General features: G+C 65.0%; 19 protein-coding genes. 6 read left to right on the forward strand and 13 right to left on the reverse strand.

Annotated features, from left to right (window positions below):
* Positions 1-30 precede the first annotated feature (30 nt).
* Positions 31-1,515 (forward strand): alpha,alpha-trehalose-phosphate synthase (UDP-forming), encoded by a 1,485-nt coding sequence (locus A3K89_RS11430; RefSeq protein ID WP_068425340.1) that lies wholly within the window; start codon positions 31-33, stop codon positions 1,513-1,515.
* Here A3K89_RS11430 and A3K89_RS11435 read toward each other — a convergent pair.
* Positions 1,512-1,991 carry a h domain protein gene (locus A3K89_RS11435; protein WP_068425343.1) on the reverse strand — a complete coding sequence of 160 codons (480 nt, stop codon included), beginning with the start codon at positions 1,989-1,991 and terminating at the stop codon, positions 1,512-1,514. The two genes, A3K89_RS11430 and A3K89_RS11435, sit on opposite strands and share 4 nt — an antisense overlap.
* Positions 1,988-2,626, reverse strand: coding sequence for a hypothetical protein (locus A3K89_RS11440; protein ID WP_206030502.1), 639 nt, complete (start codon positions 2,624-2,626; stop codon positions 1,988-1,990). The genes A3K89_RS11435 and A3K89_RS11440 overlap by 4 nt, the downstream gene beginning before the upstream one ends.
* Positions 2,627-2,798: 172 nt before the next feature.
* Between A3K89_RS11440 and A3K89_RS11445 the strand changes: the two genes are divergently transcribed.
* Positions 2,799-3,740 (forward strand): alpha/beta hydrolase, encoded by a 942-nt coding sequence (locus A3K89_RS11445; RefSeq protein ID WP_068425346.1) that lies wholly within the window; start codon positions 2,799-2,801, stop codon positions 3,738-3,740.
* Between the two features lie 3 nt (positions 3,741-3,743).
* Here A3K89_RS11445 and A3K89_RS11450 read toward each other — a convergent pair whose 3' ends face one another.
* From A3K89_RS11450 to A3K89_RS11495, 10 genes are all read right to left on the reverse strand, one after another.
* The gene (locus A3K89_RS11450; protein ID WP_068425349.1) at positions 3,744-5,147 is read right to left on the reverse strand and encodes an MCE family protein; all 1,404 of its coding nucleotides are present in this window, start codon (positions 5,145-5,147) and stop codon (positions 3,744-3,746) included.
* The gene (locus tag A3K89_RS11455) at positions 5,144-6,304 is read right to left on the reverse strand and encodes an MCE family protein (RefSeq protein WP_068425352.1); all 1,161 of its coding nucleotides are present in this window, start codon (positions 6,302-6,304) and stop codon (positions 5,144-5,146) included. Before A3K89_RS11455 ends, A3K89_RS11450 begins: the two co-directional genes overlap by 4 nt.
* Positions 6,301-7,545, reverse strand: a complete 1,245-nt coding sequence (locus A3K89_RS11460) for an MCE family protein (protein WP_068425356.1) — start codon at positions 7,543-7,545, stop codon at positions 6,301-6,303. The genes A3K89_RS11455 and A3K89_RS11460 overlap by 4 nt, the downstream gene beginning before the upstream one ends.
* Before the next feature lies 1 nt (position 7,546).
* The gene (locus A3K89_RS11465) at positions 7,547-8,602 is read right to left on the reverse strand and encodes an MCE family protein (protein ID WP_068425357.1); all 1,056 of its coding nucleotides are present in this window, start codon (positions 8,600-8,602) and stop codon (positions 7,547-7,549) included.
* The gene (locus A3K89_RS11470) at positions 8,589-9,617 is read right to left on the reverse strand and encodes an MCE family protein (protein ID WP_068426191.1); all 1,029 of its coding nucleotides are present in this window, start codon (positions 9,615-9,617) and stop codon (positions 8,589-8,591) included. Before A3K89_RS11470 ends, A3K89_RS11465 begins: the two co-directional genes overlap by 14 nt.
* Positions 9,618-9,628: 11 nt before the next feature.
* Complete coding sequence (locus A3K89_RS11475) at positions 9,629-10,777, reverse strand: MCE family protein (RefSeq protein WP_068425361.1); 1,149 nt, start codon at positions 10,775-10,777, stop codon at positions 9,629-9,631.
* Between the two features lie 7 nt (positions 10,778-10,784).
* Complete coding sequence (locus A3K89_RS11480) at positions 10,785-11,636, reverse strand: MlaE family ABC transporter permease (protein WP_068425364.1); 852 nt, start codon at positions 11,634-11,636, stop codon at positions 10,785-10,787.
* Between the two features lie 11 nt (positions 11,637-11,647).
* A complete protein-coding gene (locus tag A3K89_RS11485; RefSeq protein ID WP_068425373.1) occupies positions 11,648-12,412 on the reverse strand; it encodes an MlaE family ABC transporter permease in 765 nt (254 codons plus the stop codon).
* Positions 12,413-12,510: 98 nt separating this feature from the next.
* Entirely contained in the window at positions 12,511-13,437 is a 927-nt protein-coding gene (locus A3K89_RS11490) for a 3-oxoacyl-ACP reductase (RefSeq protein ID WP_068425374.1), read from the reverse strand.
* A gap of 42 nt (positions 13,438-13,479) precedes the next feature.
* Positions 13,480-13,668, reverse strand: a complete 189-nt coding sequence (locus A3K89_RS11495; RefSeq protein WP_068425377.1) for a ferredoxin — start codon at positions 13,666-13,668, stop codon at positions 13,480-13,482.
* Positions 13,669-13,825: 157 nt separating this feature from the next.
* Here A3K89_RS11495 and A3K89_RS11500 point away from each other — a divergent pair, with 157 nt between their 5' ends.
* The 3 genes from A3K89_RS11500 to rsgA all read left to right on the forward strand — a co-directional run bounded on the left by A3K89_RS11500 (position 13,826) and on the right by rsgA (position 17,319).
* Entirely contained in the window at positions 13,826-15,007 is a 1,182-nt protein-coding gene (locus A3K89_RS11500) for an acyl-CoA dehydrogenase family protein (protein ID WP_068425380.1), read from the forward strand.
* Between the two features lie 23 nt (positions 15,008-15,030).
* Positions 15,031-16,104 (forward strand): acyl-CoA dehydrogenase family protein, encoded by a 1,074-nt coding sequence (locus A3K89_RS11505; RefSeq protein WP_068425383.1) that lies wholly within the window; start codon positions 15,031-15,033, stop codon positions 16,102-16,104.
* 204 nt (positions 16,105-16,308) lie between these two features.
* On the forward strand, positions 16,309-17,319 hold the full coding sequence (gene rsgA / locus A3K89_RS11510) for a ribosome small subunit-dependent GTPase A (protein ID WP_068425386.1): 1,011 nt from the start codon (positions 16,309-16,311) through the stop codon (positions 17,317-17,319).
* Here the strand turns inward: rsgA and A3K89_RS11515 are convergent.
* Positions 17,316-17,549 (reverse strand): hypothetical protein, encoded by a 234-nt coding sequence (locus A3K89_RS11515; protein ID WP_174551408.1) that lies wholly within the window; start codon positions 17,547-17,549, stop codon positions 17,316-17,318. The two genes, rsgA and A3K89_RS11515, sit on opposite strands and share 4 nt — an antisense overlap.
* A 234-nt stretch (positions 17,550-17,783) precedes the next feature.
* On the opposite strand from A3K89_RS11515, the gene A3K89_RS11520 reads away from it, so the two are divergent.
* Positions 17,784-18,701: a glycosyltransferase family 2 protein gene (locus A3K89_RS11520; RefSeq protein WP_254303493.1), complete on the forward strand. Its 918-nt coding sequence runs from the start codon at positions 17,784-17,786 to the stop codon at positions 18,699-18,701.
* The last annotated feature ends 1 nt before the right edge of the window (position 18,702 follow it).

An 18,702-nucleotide genomic window follows, 5' to 3' on the forward strand; every position in this document is an offset into this window, starting at 1 on the left:
CCCCGGCCTTCCATACCGATAAGGACAGTAGTGGCTGACGCCTCGCAGGGTTCGGATTTCGTCGTCGTGGCCAACAGGTTGCCCGTCGACCTGGAGAAACTGCCCGACGGCAGCACGCGGTGGAAGCGCAGCCCCGGCGGGCTCGTCACCGCGCTGGAACCCATTCTGCGGGCGAACAACGGCGCCTGGGTGGGGTGGCCCGGCGTTCCGGACGTCGACGTCGAACCGTTCTTCGAGGACGGGCTCGAACTGTGCCCCGTCGGTCTCAGCGAGCAGGAAGTCGCCGACTACTACGAAGGCTTCTCCAACGCGACGCTGTGGCCGCTGTACCACGACGTCATCGTCAAACCCGTGTACGACCGGTCGTGGTGGAACGCCTACGTCGAGGTCAACCGCCGTTTCGCCGAGATCACGTCGAAGGCCGCCGCGCAGGGTGCGACGGTGTGGATTCAGGACTACCAGCTGCAGCTCGTCCCCAAGATGCTGCGCATGCTGCGCCCGGACCTGACCATCGGGTTCTTCCTGCACATCCCGTTCCCACCCGTCGAGCTGTTCATGCAGATGCCGTGGCGCACCGAGATCGTCGAAGGACTGCTCGGCGCCGACCTCATCGGCTTCCACCTTCCCGGTGGTGCACAGAACTTCCTGTATCTCGCCCGCCGGCTGGCAGGCCAGGTCACGTCCCGCGGAACCGTCGGCGTGCGGTCGAAGCTCGGGTCCGTGCAGGTCGGATTCCGCACGGTGCGCGTCGGCGCGTTCCCGATCTCCATCGACTCCGGCGACCTCGACGAGAAGTCGCGCTCCAAGGCCGTCCGCGATCGGGCGAAGCAGATCCGCAAGGAACTCGGCAACCCGAAACGCATCATGCTCGGCGTCGACCGGCTCGACTACACCAAGGGCATCGACGTGCGGCTCAACGCGTTCCGTGAACTGCTCGAAGAGGAGCGCGTCGATCCCGTCGACAACATCATCGTTCAGCTCGCCACACCGAGTCGCGAACGTGTCGAGAGCTACAAAGCGATGCGCGGCGAGATCGAACAGCAGGTCGGCCGCATCAACGGTGAGTACGGACAGGTCGGGCATCCCGTCGTGCACTACCTGCACCGCCCGATCCCCCGCGACGACCTCATCGCCTACTTCGTGGCCGCCGACGTCATGCTCGTCACCCCGCTGCGTGACGGCATGAACCTCGTGGCCAAGGAGTACATCGCGTCACGCAGCGACCTCGGCGGTGCGTTGGTGCTCAGCGAATTCACCGGTGCCGCAGCCGAATTGCGTCAGGCGTACCTGTGCAATCCGCACGACCTCGACAGCGTGAAGGACGCCATTGCGGCTGCGCTGGAACAGGCCCCCGAGGACGGGCGTCGGCACATGCGGGCGATGCGTCGTCAGGTGCTGGCGCACGACGTCGACCGCTGGGCCCGTTCGTTCCTGAATGCTTTGTCCGATGAGGCGGCTTCGCCGCATGTGAGCGCGAATGTAGAGCGGGCTATACATTCGCACTCACGGACCTAGATGGGTTCGAGGCCGCTCACCAGCCAGCGACCATCGACGTTCTCCATGCTCATCCGCACCCGACTGCCGCTGCTGGCGGCGTCGGGCGCATCGGAGCTGGTGGTGATCTGATTCAGGAACAGCAGCACCGTCGCGGTGTCCGGCGCCGCATCGACGACGGACGCGCCCTGCACCGTCACCTGCACCGTCAGTGACTTCTCCTTTGCGCCGGGCGCGATGACGCTCGTGACGAGCGCGCTGTACTCGTCCTTGAAATCACCCGTCAAACCGTCTGCGGCAGAGGCCAATTGCTGGTCGACGCCGCCGAAGTCGTACGCCAGCATCGCAACGGCCTGCGCGCTCGCCGCCGTCACGGCATCCGTGCGCGCCTGCTCGGTCCGTTCGTTCTGACGATAGTGGTAGAACAGAACACCGACCCCGGCGGCCAATCCGAGAACCACGACGACAGCCAAGGCACGCAACACATTTCGGTTCACGGTACGAACTCCACCCTCGACGCCGTCATGACTCCGTCGTCGTCGACGACGGTGACACGCAGCCGAAAGTCCCGCGGCTCGGGTTCCGCCGCGTCGGAGTTCTGCACCATCGCCCGCGCCGCGACGAGAACGTCCGCGGAATCCGCAGTGCTGCTCTCCATTCCGGCTTCGATGATCTCGCCGTTCGAGTCGACCCGCGCCTGTTGCACGACCTCCACGAAAGGCCCTTCCCTACCCTCGAATTCGGCCTTGAAGTCCCCGCTCGCGCCGGCCAGAAGCCGATCGACGTCCTGCTGCGCGGAGTCGGGATGAATCGTCGTCAGATTCAGCACGGTTTGGCGCGCGGTCTGCACGAAGCGCTGGTTGCGTTCGTCCTGCGCAGCCGCCGACCGCACGGCGTAGGACAACGAGATGCCGGCAGCCAGCAACGCGAGAACCACGACGAGGAACAGGGCCGGAAGGAGGCGTCGGCGACGCGGTATCTCGCGAGCCTCCGCGACGGGTTCCACGACGGGCACTTTCTCGACGACCGGCACTCGCTCGAGGACCGGCGACGCCGTCGCCCCCGAGGGGCCCGCAGGACGAACCGCGCGACGACGCGGACGCCTCGGCGTGAGGCCTTCGTCCGGTTCCATAACGACCTTCCTCGTCGGTGCTGTCTGTTGGCATGCTAACTAGAACATGTTTTCAGTGGGCGCGGATCGCCGTTTTGCACGCCGAACCGTCATGAACGCAGTCGAATCTGGAACTCGTTCTCCAGGCTGATAGCCTCGACCATCCGGCTGTTACGCGAGAGGATCTTTCGAGATGGCACACACGCTGACCTGGCACGACGACGTGAGTCGTCAGGCCAGGGTTCTGTCCTGCACGTTCCGGCTGGCGCTCAAGCCCGCGTTCACGATGTGGCCGCTCACCGACCGCGGAATCCGGGCCATCGGCCAGCTGGATCGCGCCGTCGACAGACTCCCGAAGCCGCGACGCGTGACGATCGAGCAAGTTGCTCTCGGCGGCGTGCCGTGCGAGAAGACGACGCATCCCCGCGTCGCCACCGGTTCGCTCGCCGGTGCGACGGTTCTGTACTTCCACGGCGGCGGATTCGTGTTCTGCGGCTTGGCAACTCACCGTAGCGCGTGCGCGACGATAGCCGCACGCGCAGGACTCCCCGTCTACTCCGTCGAGTACCGCCAGATCCCCAAGGGCGGCATCGGCACCTCGATCGCCGACGCCATGCACGCGTACCGCGCTGTGCTCGACGTCGCCGCCGACCCGTCCAAGGTCATCGTCGCCGGCGACTCCGCGGGCGGGTATCTCGCGATGAAGGTCGCCGAGATCGCCGTTTTGGAAGGCCTGACTCCGCCCGCCGCGGTGCTCGGGTTCTCGCCGCTGCTGAACCTCGACCTGAAGAGTCACCCGCGCGCGTTCATGAAGAAGGACGCGTACCTGCCGATGAAGCAGGTCCTCGCCCTCGAGGGCCGCTGGCTGAACGGTCCCGACGCCATCCCGGGGGCCGCGTCGCCGATCGAAGCGGACCCGTCGGTGTTCCCGCCGGTCTTTCTGTCGACAGCGCAGTACGAGCTCATGCGTCCCGACGTGGAGGCGATGACGCGGACGCTCGCGTCGGCAGGCAAGACCGTCGAGACGCATGTCTGGAAGGGACAGGTGCACGCCTTCCCTGTGTTGGCCGGTGCTTTGCCGGAAGGCCGGACCGTGCTCGACCTGGCCGTCGCCTTCGCCGCCCGTCACCTCTGACACCTACCCGACCTCCTGCTGCCCCGTCATGAGTCCCTGCAGACCGTCGGCACCGGCGAGCCCCGGCTGGCTGTAGGTGGTGCCGTCGGGCGCGATGTAGGTACCGGTTCGCGGGTCGTACGGCCTCGCTGACGAAGAAGCGGGTGCGACACTGCTTTGACCGCTGGGGAATTCGGTGTACGACGGTTCGTCCTGCTCGATGGGTCCGTACGGAGGGTTGTTGCCGAGCGGCACGTAACCGGCATCGCTGCGGCATATTTCGGGTGTCGGGGCGCGTCGGCCTGGCACTTCCATGCACGGCAGGTTGCGGGCTCCGCGGACAGCGGTGCTGTCGTTCTGGGCGACCTTGCAGAACAGGTCGGGTGGTGAGTCGGGGACGGAGACGTCGTTCGGGTCACGCCGCTGGTCGGCAGGCAGAAAGCCCGTCGTGCAGGCGGGCGGATCGTTCACTTCGAGCTGGAAGTCGACGATGGCGCCCTCGTCCGGCGGACCGCTGCCCGCCGCCGTCACCAGCGCCGCCGTAATCGGTGGGTACAGCACGAGAATCTGCTCGATCCCCGCGTTGTAGATGACCCCGACCTGCCCGACGCTGACGAGGTTGGCCAGCAGAATCGGCAGCGTCGGCTGAAGTTGTTGGAACAGCTCGTTCGCGGTCGACGCCGCAGTAGGCCCCTTCTGGATCACCGACCGCAGAGTGGGATCGCTGGCACGCAATTGGTCGGTGAACGTCGCGAGAGCAGTCGTCCACGACCGAATCGCATCACTGCTGACGACCTGGCCGTCCAGCAACGGTCCGGCTTGGTCCAACAGAATTTTCGTCTGTTCGGAATTTGCATTGGCCTCCTGCACGAACAGACGCGTCGAATCGATGAAGCTCTGCAGATCCGGGCCCGTTCCGTTGAAGGCCTGAAACGACTCGTCGACGACGGTACGCAGGCGTGTGTCGGAGATGCTGCGCAGCAACGCATCTGCTTGATCGAGCATCGGTCCGACGTCCTGTGGCACGGACGTGCGCGAGGTGGGAATGACGTCACCGTTCTGCAGGGTTGCACCGCCTCCACGAGTCGGCACCAGATCCACATACTGTTCCCCGACCGCAGAAACGCTCTTGACCTGAGCGTCGACGTCGGCAGGAATGTCGACGCCACTGTCGATGGACAGATCGGCGTCGACGCCGTCGGGAGGCAGCGCGACCGTCGTCACCTCTCCGACCGTCGTGCCGCGGTAGGTGACGTTCGCGTGCGGGTACAGGCCTCCGGTCGTCGGCAATTGCACTGTGACGCTGTACCTTCCGATGCCCGCCATCGCAGGCAACCCGACATACCTGGTCGACATCACAACGAGTCCGATGACCGTGAGGATCGAGAAGACGATCAACTGAATGCGTACGAAACGTGTGAGCATCATGGCGGGAACCCCTGCCCCGGCAGTTCCACCGGCGGAAGGCCCGGAATTCGAATCGTCGGAGGCTCCAAGGGTCCACGCAGCGGATCATCTGCGGACGCGGCCGTCGGCGCGGCCTGGGTTCCCAATGCTCCCTCGAGGCCGGCGATCCTGCCTGCCAACGGTGTTCCCGTCAGGAAGTTCGAATCCAGGCGTGGCAGGGACAGGTCGATCGTCATCGCGAGATTGGCGTAGTCGCCGCGGATGACGTTGTCGATGCCTTCCTGTGGGAACGGGTAGGTCAGCAGCACCGACAGCACCTCGGTGAGCGCGTTGCCCGAATCGGCGAGTGCCTGCAGCACCGGCGTGAGGCTCGCGACGTTGGTCTGCAGATCTGCGCCCGACGTGTCGATGACCCGGGTCACGACGTCGCTCAGCCGCCCGAGCGACGTGAAAGCCGACGTGATGTTCGGCCGTTCGGCCGTCAGGACGTCGAGCGCAGGCGGTACCTCGTTCAAAGCCTTCGTCAGCGTGGCACGTTGGTTCTCGACGTTCACCGAGAGCCGGTCGATGCCCTCAATCGCCGCGATGATGTCACCGCGCTGGGTGTCGAGGCTCGTCACGAGGTCGTCGAGGCGCGGCAGGAGATCGCGCACCTTGTCCTCGCGACCTCCGATCGCGTGATTCAGTTCGGTGGTGATGTCCTGGATCTGAGCGAGACCACCGCCGTTCAGTACGACGGACAGCGACGACAAGGTCTGTTCCGTCGTCGGATACGCCCCTGCCCGATCGAGTGGAATCACGTCACCGTTCTCCAGACGTCCCTGCGGATCGTCCGGCGCGACGAGTGCGAGATGCTGCGAACCCAGCAACGACGTCTGGCCGATCTTCGCGGTCACGTTCTCGGGCAGTGCGACATCGTCGTTCAGCGAGACCGTCACGAGCGCGTGCCAGTCCTGCACGACGATGGCGTCGACGCTTCCGACGGTGACGTCGTCGACCATGACGGGCGAGTTCTGGGACAGCGTCGTCACGTTCGGCATCTCGATCCGTACCTGGTACGAATGTTCGCCTCGCCCTTCGGTTCCTGGTAGCGGAAGCGAATTCAGCCCGTCCCACTGGCACGCGGACAGACTGAGAACCAACGCGGCGGCGGTGAGCCCCTTCGACAGCACGTTCATCGCCCACCTCCCAACAGGTCACCCAGACTCGGAACCCGAACCGTCGGCATCTCGGGCAGCGGCGACGGCGCAGGGGCCGGGGCCGGGGCCGCCTGCTCGAGACCGGGCTCGGTGTAGACGATCTGATCGGGGTACGCGTCGACACCACGAGCCGGATTGGTCAGCAACGCAGGGTAATTGAACACCAGTGTGCTCAGAACTGGTCCGAGGTATTGCTTGCACAGATCGGCACTGCGCTCGCTCGTCGCGTTCTCGACACCCGCGACGGCACCGCAGATGAAGTTGATCGGGTTGCCGAAGTTGTTGGCTGCGATCGCTCCCGTCAGCGTTCCCTGCGCAGGCTGGTAGATGTTGTTGAAGTTCGCGAGCGCGTTGGGTCCGGAATGCAGGATGCGCTCGATCTCCGGCCTCTTCGTGGTCAGCACCTGCGTCGCGTCGGCGAGCCGGCCGACGCTCTCCACCAACGCCGACCGATTGTCGGTGACGAACCGTTGCACCTCGCCGATTGCGACGTCAAGATCGGCCATCGCCGTGCCGAATTCGTCGGAACTCTGCGCCAGCATCTCCGACACCGACGCGAGGCGTCCTCCGAACTGGACGATCTGTTCGTTGCTGTTCGATAATGCCGAGACGAACGCCTGCAGATTGCGAATGGTCGCGAACAGATCGGTTCGTCCGTCCGACAGCACTCGCATCGTGTCGGACAATTCCGTGAGCGTCGCCTTCAGCGCCTCTCCGTTGCCCTCGAGATTGTCCGCGGCGGTGTCGATGAACCGGCCTGCCGGGCCTTCCTGACCGACCCCATCGGGTCCCAACGCCGTCGACAACTTGGTCAGCTCGGTCTTGATCTGGTCCCATTCCACCGGCACCGCAGTGCGTTCCATCGGGATGGTCTCGCCGTCCGACAGCGTGGGACCACCCGAGTAGACCGGGGTCAACTGCACGAACCGAGCGGACACCAGACTCTGCGCGACGATGACCGCGGCCGCGTCAGCGGGGATGTCGACGTCGGAGTCGACGCGCATCGTCACGACGGCGTCCTCCTCCTGCGGATCGATCGACTCGATCCTTCCGACGGTCACACCGAGGACCCGCACGTCGTCGCCCGCGTAGAGTCCCGTCGTCGACGAGAAACGTGCGACGACGGTCGACGTGGTCACGTTCCGGTAGACGACGAACCCGACCGCGACAAGAGCAACGACGAGTACGACGGCACCTGCGAGCGTCAGTAGCTTTCTCATATCACTGCCCCGGCGGTTTCAGGATCGGAGGTGCATTCTTGGGCAGCAGGTCCTGCAGCGTCTGCGGCAACTGCTCCGGTGCGACGACGCTGTCCACCACCGCTTTCCACCACGAGCTCGGCAGAATGTTCTGGATGTACGCGTTGAAGAACGGCCCGCTCGCCACCGATTCGCCGAGTGCGCTGATGTAGGGTCCGAGGCCGTCCAAGGCGCCGGCGATGTTGTCGTTGTTCTTCTGCAGCACGGCGACAACGGAATTGAGCTTCGCGAGCGTCGGACCGATCTGCCCCTCGTTCTCCTGCACGAAGGCGGTGAGCTGACGCGACACCGCCGAGATGTTGGTGATCAGTTGACTGATCGCGGTACGTCGTCGATCCAGTTCGCCGAACAGCTCGTTGCCGTCGAGCACCAATTGGTTGATCTGACCACTCCGGTCGGCGAGGATGCCGGTGACGCTCTCCGCTCGATCCAGCAGTTGCTGCAACGTCTCGTCGCGCGAGTTGATGCTGTCCGACAACCGGGTGATGCCGTCGAGCGCGGCGCGCAGTTCGGGTGGCGTGTCCGCGAACGTGTCGGAGGCCGTGTCCATCGCATCCGCGAGTTGGGTCGTGTTCAGGTCCGACACGGTGGTGCTCAGATCGCCGAGCGCGTCGGTGAGCGAGTACGGCGACGTGGTGCGGCTCGAGGGGATGGTGTCGTGGACGTCGATCGTTCCGGAGCCGTCGGGCATGACCCTCAACGACTTTCGGCCGAGAATGGTGTTGGTCTTGATGTCGACCCGGGTGGCGTCGCCGAGTTCGATGTTCTCCGCCACCGTGAATCCGACGCGTACCTCCTGGCCGGCCAGGGCGATGTCGTCGACTTTGCCGACGGTGACCCCCGACACGGTCACGTCGTCGCCCACCATCAGTCCGCCTGCGTCGGTGAAGAGCGCCGAGAATCGGGTACCACCGGACAGGAACGGAAGTCGGTCGTACTGCAGCGTCGCCACGACGACGCAGACGGCGAGGACGATGCCGATCATGCCGATCTGGACGGGATTCCTAGTTCGCTCCATTGATGTTCGCGCACCTCCCCGTGTCCTGTTTGGCGGTCGGGACGAGAAGCGTCTGCCCGTCCGGCCCGGACAGTTTGAAGGTGTTGGAGCACAGGTAGAACTGGAAGAAGCTGCCGTAGGACCCGACGCGAATCAGTTTCTTGTAGTCGCTCGGTAGCCGTGTAAGCACGGCATCGATGTCACCGCTGCCCAGATCGAGTTGTGTCGCAGTGCGATTGGCCTGCGCGATCATCGACTGTATGTCCGGACGCGTCGCCTGCAGCAGGCCCGCGAGGTCGCCTGCGGCACCGTCGATGCGCGGAATGGCGTCGCCGATAGGGTCCTTGTCCTGCGCAAGCCCGCTGATCAGCTGGTGTAGAGAGTCGATGGTCGTCTCGAACTGCTCGCCTTGACTGTCGATGGTGCCGAGCGTGGTGTTCAGGTTCGTGACGACGTCGCCGATCAGTTGGTCGCGGTCGGCCAGAGTGTTCGTGAACGAACTGGTGCTACCCAGCAGTGATACCAACGTGCCACCCTGACCTTGCAACACGTGCAGCAGCGCCGCGGACAGGTCGTTGATCTGCTGCGGATCGAGTCCGCGCAGAAGGGGTTTGAATCCACCGAGCAACAGATCGAGGTCGAGTGCGGGCGACGTCTGTTCGACGGGAATGGTTCCGCCGTCGGGCAATTCGGTCGCTGCGCCGGGACCTTCGAGCAGTTCGAGATACCGGTCACCGACGAGGTTCTCGTACCGCACGGTCGCGGCGGTGCTTGTGAGCAGTGGGTACGTCGAGTCGACGTCGAAGTCGATCTCGGCCCGGTTGTGTTCGCCGACGCCGACGCTCGTCACCGAGCCGACCGGCACGCCCGCGATACGGACCTTGTCGCCGGTCTTCAGCCCGGACGCATCGGTGAAGACCGCGGAGTACGCGTCGGTACTGCCGAATCGATACTGGCTGAACACGAGTGCCAGCGCCGCGAAGATCACCGCCATCACGAGCGCGAAGATCGACAGCTTGACCGTGTTCCCTCTGATGGCAGGTCTTTTCACGGCCACGCTCCTGCGAACAGGAACTGGAAGATGGTGGGCACGTCGACCGACGGCTGCGTCGTCGGAACGTACGGAGTGTCACCGGTATCGGCGACGACGAACGGCGCCGGTGCCTGCTTCGGATCGAAATCGGGTAGCCCGTAACAATTGGGGCCACCGGTCGCGGCGATCTTCGGCAGATCCTTCTCCACCGTGTAGGCCGGATCGCCGAGCAGGAAGCTCGAACTCAGTGCGATGGAGGCCTTGTCGCCCGCACCGGCGAGCGGGCCGAAGGCCAGACGCCCCTTGTTGAGACCGACGATGAAGCAGGTCAGTTCGGGTGAGTACTCGTCGAGCAGGGTCGTGGTGGCGGTCAACGTGTGCAGCGCGGTCTCGAGGGGCTGTTCGTTCTCGGTGAGAACCTGGTTCGACGTGTCGGCGAGCCCGGTCACGTTCATGAGCAGCAGATCGAGGTTCGCCTGCTCGGCGACGATGGTGTTGCTCGTCGTCGTCGCATTGTCGAGCACGCGCATGAGATCCGGCGTCGCGTCGGCGTAGACGTTCGTGACCACTGCGGCCGCCGCCAGATCTCGTTGCAGTGCAGGCAGACTCGGATTGATCGTGGCGAGATACTCGTCGGATTCGGCGAGCAGCTCGCCCAATTCCTCACCTCGTCCACGCAGCGCCGACGACACCGCGCCGAGCGTCGCGTTCAGCTTCTCGGGCTCCAACTGCTGCAGCACGTCCGAAAGATGTTGGAACAGCGTGTTGAACTCGACGGTCACGTTGTCGGCGGAGATGACCGCACCGGGCACCAAGGTCTGAACTGACGGGTCGGGTGGCACGACGAAGTTCACGTATTTCGCGCCGAACACCGTCGTCGACTTGATCTCGACGGCAGCATTGGCCGGAATCATCGACAGCGTGGACGGATTCATGTCGAGCTGAAGCCGCGCCATGCCGTCCTGCTGCGAAATGGACGCCACCCGACCGACTTCCACTCCCCGGAGCTTCACTTTCGCCTGTGGATCCATGACGAGACCGGCGCGCTCCGACGTCACGGTGACCGGCACCGTCGACCTGAATCCTCCGGAGAAGATCGTCAGCGCGAGTCCGACGACGGCGACGAGACCGAGGACGAGGCCTGCAGCGGCAAGTTTCTTCATGACGCGCCTAGCCCGACAGGTTGAAGTTGCCCGAGCTGCCGTAGATGGCGAGCGAGATCAACAAGGTGACGGTGACGACGGCGATCAGCGATGCGCGGACCGCGTTCCCCACGGCGACGCCGACGCCGACCGGGCCACCGCTGGCGGTGTATCCGTAGTAGGTGTGAATGAGCATGACTGCCAACGCCATGACGATGGCCTGGGCGAACGACCACAGGATGTCGGTGGGGATCAGGAACGTGTCGAAGTAGTGGTCGTACACACCGGGTGACTGACCGTAGATGATCACCGTCGCGAACCGGCTCGCCATGAACGATGCGATCACTGCAAGGGAGTACAGCGGCACGATCGCTACCATTCCGGCGAGTACTCGCGTACTGACCAGATACGGAATCGACGGAATGGCCATCGATTCGAGCGCGTCGATCTCCTCCGAGACGCGCATGGCTCCGAGCTGTGCGGTCGAACCGGCGCCGATGGTGGCCGCGAGTCCGATACCCGCGATGACGGGAGCAGCGATGCGCACGTTGATGAATGCCGCGAAGAACCCGGTGAGCGCCTCGACGCCGATGTTCCCGAGCGACGAAAAGCCCTGAACCGCAATGGTTCCACCGGCGAACAGAGTCAGAAATCCGACGATGACGACGGTTCCGCCGATGACCGCGAGAGCACCGGACCCCATGCTGATCTCGGCGACGAGACGCAGCGTTTCCCTCTTGTAGCGCACCGCTGCCCGGGGAACCGATCCGAGTGCGCGCCCGTAGAAGATGGCCTGCTCCCCCAGCCGGTCCGCCGAGCGCGACGCGCCGGACAGTCGCCGGCGCGCGAGCGGGAATCGACCTGCTGCAGCGAGAGCCATTCAGCGCCGCCTCATCCGGCCGTCAGCTTGATGCCGACGGCCGTGACGACGACGTTGACCACGAACAGCGCCATGAACGCGAAAACGACGGTCTGATTGACGGCGTCGCCGACGCTCTTCGCGCCGCCCTTGACGTTCAGACCGAGGAAACAGGCCACGAGTCCGGCGATCATGCCGAACAAGCCGGCCTTCACCTGAGACACGATCAGTTCGCCGAAACCGGTGAGCAGCGTTATGCCGTTCACGAACGAACCGGGGTTGACGCCTTGTAGATACACCGAGAACACGAAACCGCCGAGAATGCCGATGGTGCAGACCAATCCGTTGAGCAGGAGGGCAATGACCGTCGACGCCAACACCCGTGGCACGACGAGCCGATGAATCGGATCGATGCCGAGGACACGCATCGCGGCGATTTCTTCGCGAATCGTCCTGGCCGCGAGGTCGGCACAGATGGCCGTCGCACCGGCGCCCGCGACGATGAGCACCGTGACGATGGGACCCACCTGAGTGACGGCACCGAGCGCGGCACCTGCTCCGCTGAGGTCGGCGGCACCGATCTCCCGCAGCAGAATGTTGATGGTGAAGCTGACCAGAACCGTGAACGGTACGGCGACAAGGACCGTCGGCACCATCGACACCCGCGCGATGAACCACGCCTGGTCGACGAACTCCTGACGCTGGAACGGCCGGGAGAACACCGCCCGCAGCGTGTACCAGGACATGTCGAAGAACGCGCCGACCGCACGAAGGGGGATGACGAGAAGGTCGTTCATCAACCCTCCTCGAATAGTTCGTGACCGTGTCGAACAAACTAGAACACGTTCATTTTCGTACGCATCGACCACTGACGGGGTGGAAACGGGGAAAGCCGCTATGTTGCCGTGACCTGCGGCTGATCCAATGCCAGTGCAGCCCCGGCCGAGAACGTGCGCCCTGGATCGCGATCGTGGAAGTACGCGCCGAGGTGCGTGGCCAGCGTGTCCGGCGTCCATGCGTCCGCCGACGCGTCGAAACGCTGTTCGACGACGGGAGCAGCCATCAACGCGACCATCGCGCCGTAGACGACGAAGAGTTGGCCGTTCACGGCGTCTGCGGCGGGTGACGCCAGATAGCGCACGAGCGCGGCGACGTGGTCGGGAGACAGCGGATCGACCTGGCCGTCCGGGGCGTCGCCGAACACGTTCTCCGTCATGGCCGTTCGCGCGCGGGGGCAAATTGCGTTGGCGCGCACGCCGTATCGGGACAACGCACGTGACGCCGACAGCGTCAGCGCGGTGATGCCGGCCTTCGCTGCCGCATAGTTCGCCTGGCCTTCCGGCCCGAGCAGGCCCGCTTCCGAGGACGTGTTGACGAGGCGTCCGTACACGGGTGCGCCGACCTGCTTCGACTGCGCACGCCAGTACGCGCCTGCAGTGCGGGTCAACAGGAAATGCCCGCGAAGATGAACATGGACGACGGCATCCCAGTCGTCGTCGGACATGTTGAACAGCATGCGATCTCGGACGATTCCAGCATTGTTCACGACGATGTCGACGCGTCCGAACTCGCGCTCGGCTGCCGCGAACATCGCGTCCGCGGTGGAGCGTTCGCCGACATCGCCCTCGACGAAGACTGCGCGCGCGCCTGCGTGCTTCACCAGGTCGATGGTCTCGTCGACAGCCGGGCCGGACGCGATGTCCCCCACAACGACGTCCGCGCCCGACTGCGCGAGCCCGACCGCCTCCGCGCGCCCCAACCCGGCCGCCGCGCCCGTGACGAGGGCTACCCGACCGTCCAATCGCACCGATTCGTCGAACACGAGTCACAATCTAGAACGTGTTCCTGCTCGAAAGCAAGCATCTCAGGCGCCCCACCCGAGCGCCGCCCGCGGACACGACGCGATGGCCACGTCGATCACTTTGCGTAGTTCCGGGCGCTCGGACGCGCCGGAGATCGACAGCTCGTCGTCGTCGTCCAGGTCGAACACCTCCGGGACCAGGCCCACGCAGACGCCGTTGGCTTCACAGAGATCACGGTCCACTTCGACCATCGTTCCTCCCGGGTGCCGCTTCGCGGCCCGTGCGCGGATAGCTGCACCCTGGGCCAACTTTCCGCGCACGGGCGCCGTAGGCGCAATACTAGAACCTGTTCCACTTCGTGTGCAATGATTCGAGAACCCACACCATGCCGCCGGAAACGAGGCGCCGATGCACATCACCTACACCGAGGACCAAATCGCGCTGCGCGAAGAATTGCGCGCCTACTTCCGCACGCTGATCACCCCGGAACGCCGCGAAGCATTGAGTTCGACGTCCGGCGAATACGGCGAAGGGACGGTCTACCGCGACGTCGTCGAACAGATGGGCCGTGACGGCTGGCTCGCGCTGGGCTGGCCGACGGAGTTCGGCGGTCAGGCACGATCGGCGATGGAGCAACTGATCTTCACCGACGAAGCCGCCATCGCAGGCGCGCCGGTTCCGTTCCTGACCATCAACAGCGTCGCGCCGACGATCATGGCGTTCGGCACCGACGAACAGAAGTCGTACTTCCTCCCACGCATCGCCGCAGGCACACTGCACTTCTCCATCGGATACTCCGAGCCGGAGGCAGGCACCGATCTGGCGTCCCTGCGTACGACGGCAGTGCACGACGGCGACGACTTCGTGATCAACGGCCAGAAGATGTGGACGTCGCTCGTTCAGTACGCCGACTACGTCTGGCTCGCGTGCCGTACCGATCCGGAAGCCCGCAAACATCGCGGCATCAGCATGCTGATCGTCCCCACCGACGCCGACGGTTTCTCCTGGACTCCCGTCCACACCATGGCAGGCCCCGACACCAGCGCCACGTACTACCAGGACGTGCGCGTCCCGACGTCCGCGCTCGTCGGCGAGGAGAACCGCGGCTGGTCGCTGATCACCAACCAGCTGAACCACGAACGCGTCGCGCTGACGTCCGCAGGCCCGCTCGTCGCCTCGCTGCGGGAAGTCCGCGAGTGGGCACAGAACACCAAGAGGCCCGACGGCACACGCGTCATCGACCAGGAATGGGTGCAGATCGCGCTGGCCAGGGTGCATGCGAAGGTGTCGTACCTGGAACTGCTGAACTGGGAGATCGCGTCGTCCGAGGCCGCCGCGCCGAGCCCGGCGGACGCGTCGGCCAACAAGGTGTACGGCACCGAGCTCGCCACCGAGGCCTACCGCACGATGATGGAGATCCTCGGGCCGTCGGCGACGCTGCGGCAGGGATCGCCCGGCGCGCACCTGAGCGGACGGCTCGAACGTCTGCATCGGTCGTCGTTGATTCTGACGTTCGGCGGCGGCACCAACGAAGTGCAGCGCGACATCATCGGCATGACGGCCCTCGGCCTCCCCGCGTCGGCCCGCTGACACAGGTCACAGAAGGAGCATCAGTGGATTTCACGACGACCGAGGCACAGCGAGACCTCGCCGCCCTCACCCGCGACATCGTCGCGCGCTACAGCACCGACGACGTTCAGCGGCAACTGGATTCGCGTCCCGACGGGATCGATCGCGCGCTGTGGGGAGTACTCGGCACATCGGGGGTGCTGTCCGCGGCGACTCCGAATTCGGTCGGAGGCGACGGCTTCGGCGTACTGGAGGCCGCGTCGATCGCGGTGGAACTGGGACGCGGAATCGCGGCGGTCCCCTACGTCGCGCACTGGACCGCGGTGTCCGCGATCGCTCGGTTCGGCACCGACGAGCAGCGTCACGAATGGGCTGCACCTGCCGCACTCGGGTCGTCGATTCTGACGGTGGCTCTCGACGAAGACGACACGGTGAGCGCCCGGGAAACAGCTACCGGGTGGACCCTGTCCGGCACGATGACCTGCGTCGACAGCGCGCCCATCGCCGACGGCATCGTCGTCGCCGCGGTCGATGGCGTCTATCTGCTCCGGCCGTCGGACCCGGGTGTGGCCGTGACATCGCAGCACGGCGTCGACAATCGCAGCATCGGCGAATTGGAATTGACTTCTGTTGCAGTCGATTCCGTTCGGCGACTGGCCGAGTCCGCTGCCGCACAGCAGGTTCGCGCCTGGCTGACGCTTCTGACGTGCGCCTATCAGGTCGGGGTTCTGGAGGAGTCGCTCGCGGTCACGGCGAACTACGCCCGCGAACGGGTCCAGTTCGGCAAACCCATCGGCAGCTTCCAGGCCGTCGCACAGCGCTTGGCGGACGCGTACATCGACGTCAAAGGCGCACGTCTGACGATGTGGAAGGCCGCGTGGGCGGTATCGGCAGGACGCGACGCGGACGACGACGTCGCAGTGGCCAAATTCTGGGCAGCGGACGCCGGCCATCGCGTCGCTCACACGCTCGTTCACGTGCACGGAGGCGTCGGCCTCGACCGCGACCATCCCGTGCACCGCTATTTCCTCGCGGCCAAGCGTGCCGAATTCGCGTACGGCGCGGCGACGTCGACCCTGCGTCGACTCGGTGCGGCCCTGGCCGCAGTGCCCGCGTGATACGTAAGGGCACGGTTCGTAAATCGATTGGCAGCACGCAGCCAGATTGATACCGTTTCGGTCGTCGTCAAGTCGAAGTGAGGAGGAACGCAATGGTGGTCGTTCGGCGTACAGCACTGCCCTGGGCCCCGTGCGTTCACAGGGCTCCCCTGTTCATTCCTTAGCCGGCCCCGCACTCACGGGTCGGCCTTCGAAAGGCTTCCCGTGTCACTTTCCACATACGGTTTCGACTCCTATTGGCAATCCCTGTTCGAGAAGTACAGTTTCGACGGACTCCCCGGTCGCGTCACCTCCGTCTTTCGCGGATGGTGTGACGTAGCAACGGAATCGGGTACTACCCGCGTTCGGTCCGGCAGTGCCGACGTGTGCACCGGCGACTGGGTCGTCGTCGGCACCGACACCGTTCTTCATGTACTCCCCCGGCGTACGGCGGTCGTGCGCGCATCTGCCGGACAGACGTCGGCGTCGCAGATCCTCGCGTCGAACGTCGATACCGTCGTCGTGACGGTGGCGGCGGACACCGAACTCGACCTCGGCCGCGTCGAACGTTTCGTCGCCTTGGCCTGGGCGAGCGGCGCCACCCCGATCGTCGCACTGACCAAGAGCGACAAGGCTTCCGAGAGCCGATACGCGGATGTGAGCGCTGCATCGCCAGGTGTTCACGTCGCCGAGCTCAGTGCATACACCGGGAATGGACTGGCCGAGTTCCTGACGCATCTCACCGGCACGATCGCGCTGATCGGCCCGTCGGGATCCGGAAAGTCGACACTGGCGAACAGAATGATCGGCGACGACGTGTTGGCCACCGGTCACGTTCGCTCCGGCGACGCGAAAGGCAGGCACGTCACCGTCCGACGCGAACTCGTGCCGCTGCCAATACCGGGAACCACCGTCATCGACACACCGGGACTACGGTCGGTCGGTGTGTTGTCGTCCGACGACGGACTTTCGGCGACGTTCTCGGACATCGAAGATCTGGCAGCACACTGCCGATTCGCCGATTGCGCACACCTGTCCGAACCCGGGTGTGCGGTACGCGAGAACGTCGATCCACGACGCGTCGCGAACTATCAGCGTCTCGTCCGCGAGAACGACTGGGCGACGACGCGGCACGACGTCCGCGCGAACCAGGCCCGGCTCGCGGAGGCGAAACAGATCTCGAAGGCGCAGCGTCAGCTGTACAAGAGCCGGAACCGGCCGCGACAGTCGCGCTAGTCGAACAGCGTCGGAGATTCCGGCTCGGCGGCTGCGGGCGCGGCCTGCTGCGTGGGCGACGCCTTGCGCACGACGGACAGCGTGGTCGTCCGGACCGACAGTCGGTGTCCGTCGTGGTGTTCGAGCAGCGCGAGACCCTGACGAATCTCCAGCACCTTCCAGGGGCCGGCATGCCCACTGGCCTGGACAAGGTCGCCCACTGCGATCTCGGAAGCCACTGCTCTCTCCATTCAGGTCGGTCGTCGTACCGACTTCTACCCTAGACCGGACAGGACGTCGTACCGGGCACAACCGGACCCGCGTCCTCGCGCGTCGCCGATTCCCGGACCGGTCGGTACGAAACGTCGCGACAAACCGCCGATTCGCCCGCTACGGGCCGGGGGAACCGACGATCTCACTAATTCGATTGGAGTACAACGACTTTCGTGTCGACTACGGGCTCGGCAATCCTCTACCATAGGCCGGTGCCTTCGTCTGTGACCCCAGCTGAAACCCTGTCCGTGGTCGTTCCAGCTCATAACGAAGAGTCCTACATCGGCTTCTGCCTCGAAGCGCTGCTCGCTCAGGGCGACGACATTCACGAAATCGTCGTGGTCGACAACAACTCGACGGATCGGACGGTCGAGGTCGTCCAGGCGTTCATGCGCACCGAACCGAAGATCACGTTGATATTCGAGGACAAGCCGGGCGTCGCGCATGCACGCAACGCAGGCTTTCGCGTCGCCAGCGGTGACGTCCTCGGTCGCGTCGACGCCGACACCCGCGTCACCGCAGGGTGGGCGCGCGCGATACTCGATTTCCTGTCCAGCGACGGCGCCCACATCGGCGCGATCACGGGCCTCAACCTGCCGTACGACTCGCCGGTTCGCGGACTCAAGGCGTGGTGGTTCGGCAGGCACCTGAAGAAGGGCAACGTCGGGGGCGGCCGCCTGGTCAAGAACCTTCACGGAGCCAACATGGCCATCCGAAAGACGGCGTGGCATCGCGTCGGACATCTGGTCAGTACCGACGCTGCCCTGCACGAAGACCTCGATCTGGCGTTGTGCCTCGGTTCGGTCGGCGTGGAGATCGCGCAGCTGTCCGACATGAACGTCGATGTGTCGCCGCGTCGAGCATTCACCCCGCCGTCGGAGTTCCACGAGTACATCGACTCCGGTATCCGCACGTTCACCCATCACGACGTCATGACGAAGGAGAAGCGCAAAGCCCTTCGTCTGCACTGGTGGTGGCACATTCTCGTGTTCGCCGTCTACCGCCCGTTCGATCCGATCAAGAAGCGCTACTCCGTGCGGCATCTGCTGCGTCCGGTGCAGACGCGCATGCTCCCGGTCACCGCGGAAGGCGTGGTCACCGTCGAAGCTGCGACGCGACGGGCCAGCTGAG

The organism is Rhodococcoides kyotonense (assembly GCF_001645385.1).
GTDB lineage: Bacteria > Actinomycetota > Actinomycetes > Mycobacteriales > Mycobacteriaceae > Rhodococcoides > Rhodococcoides kyotonensis_B.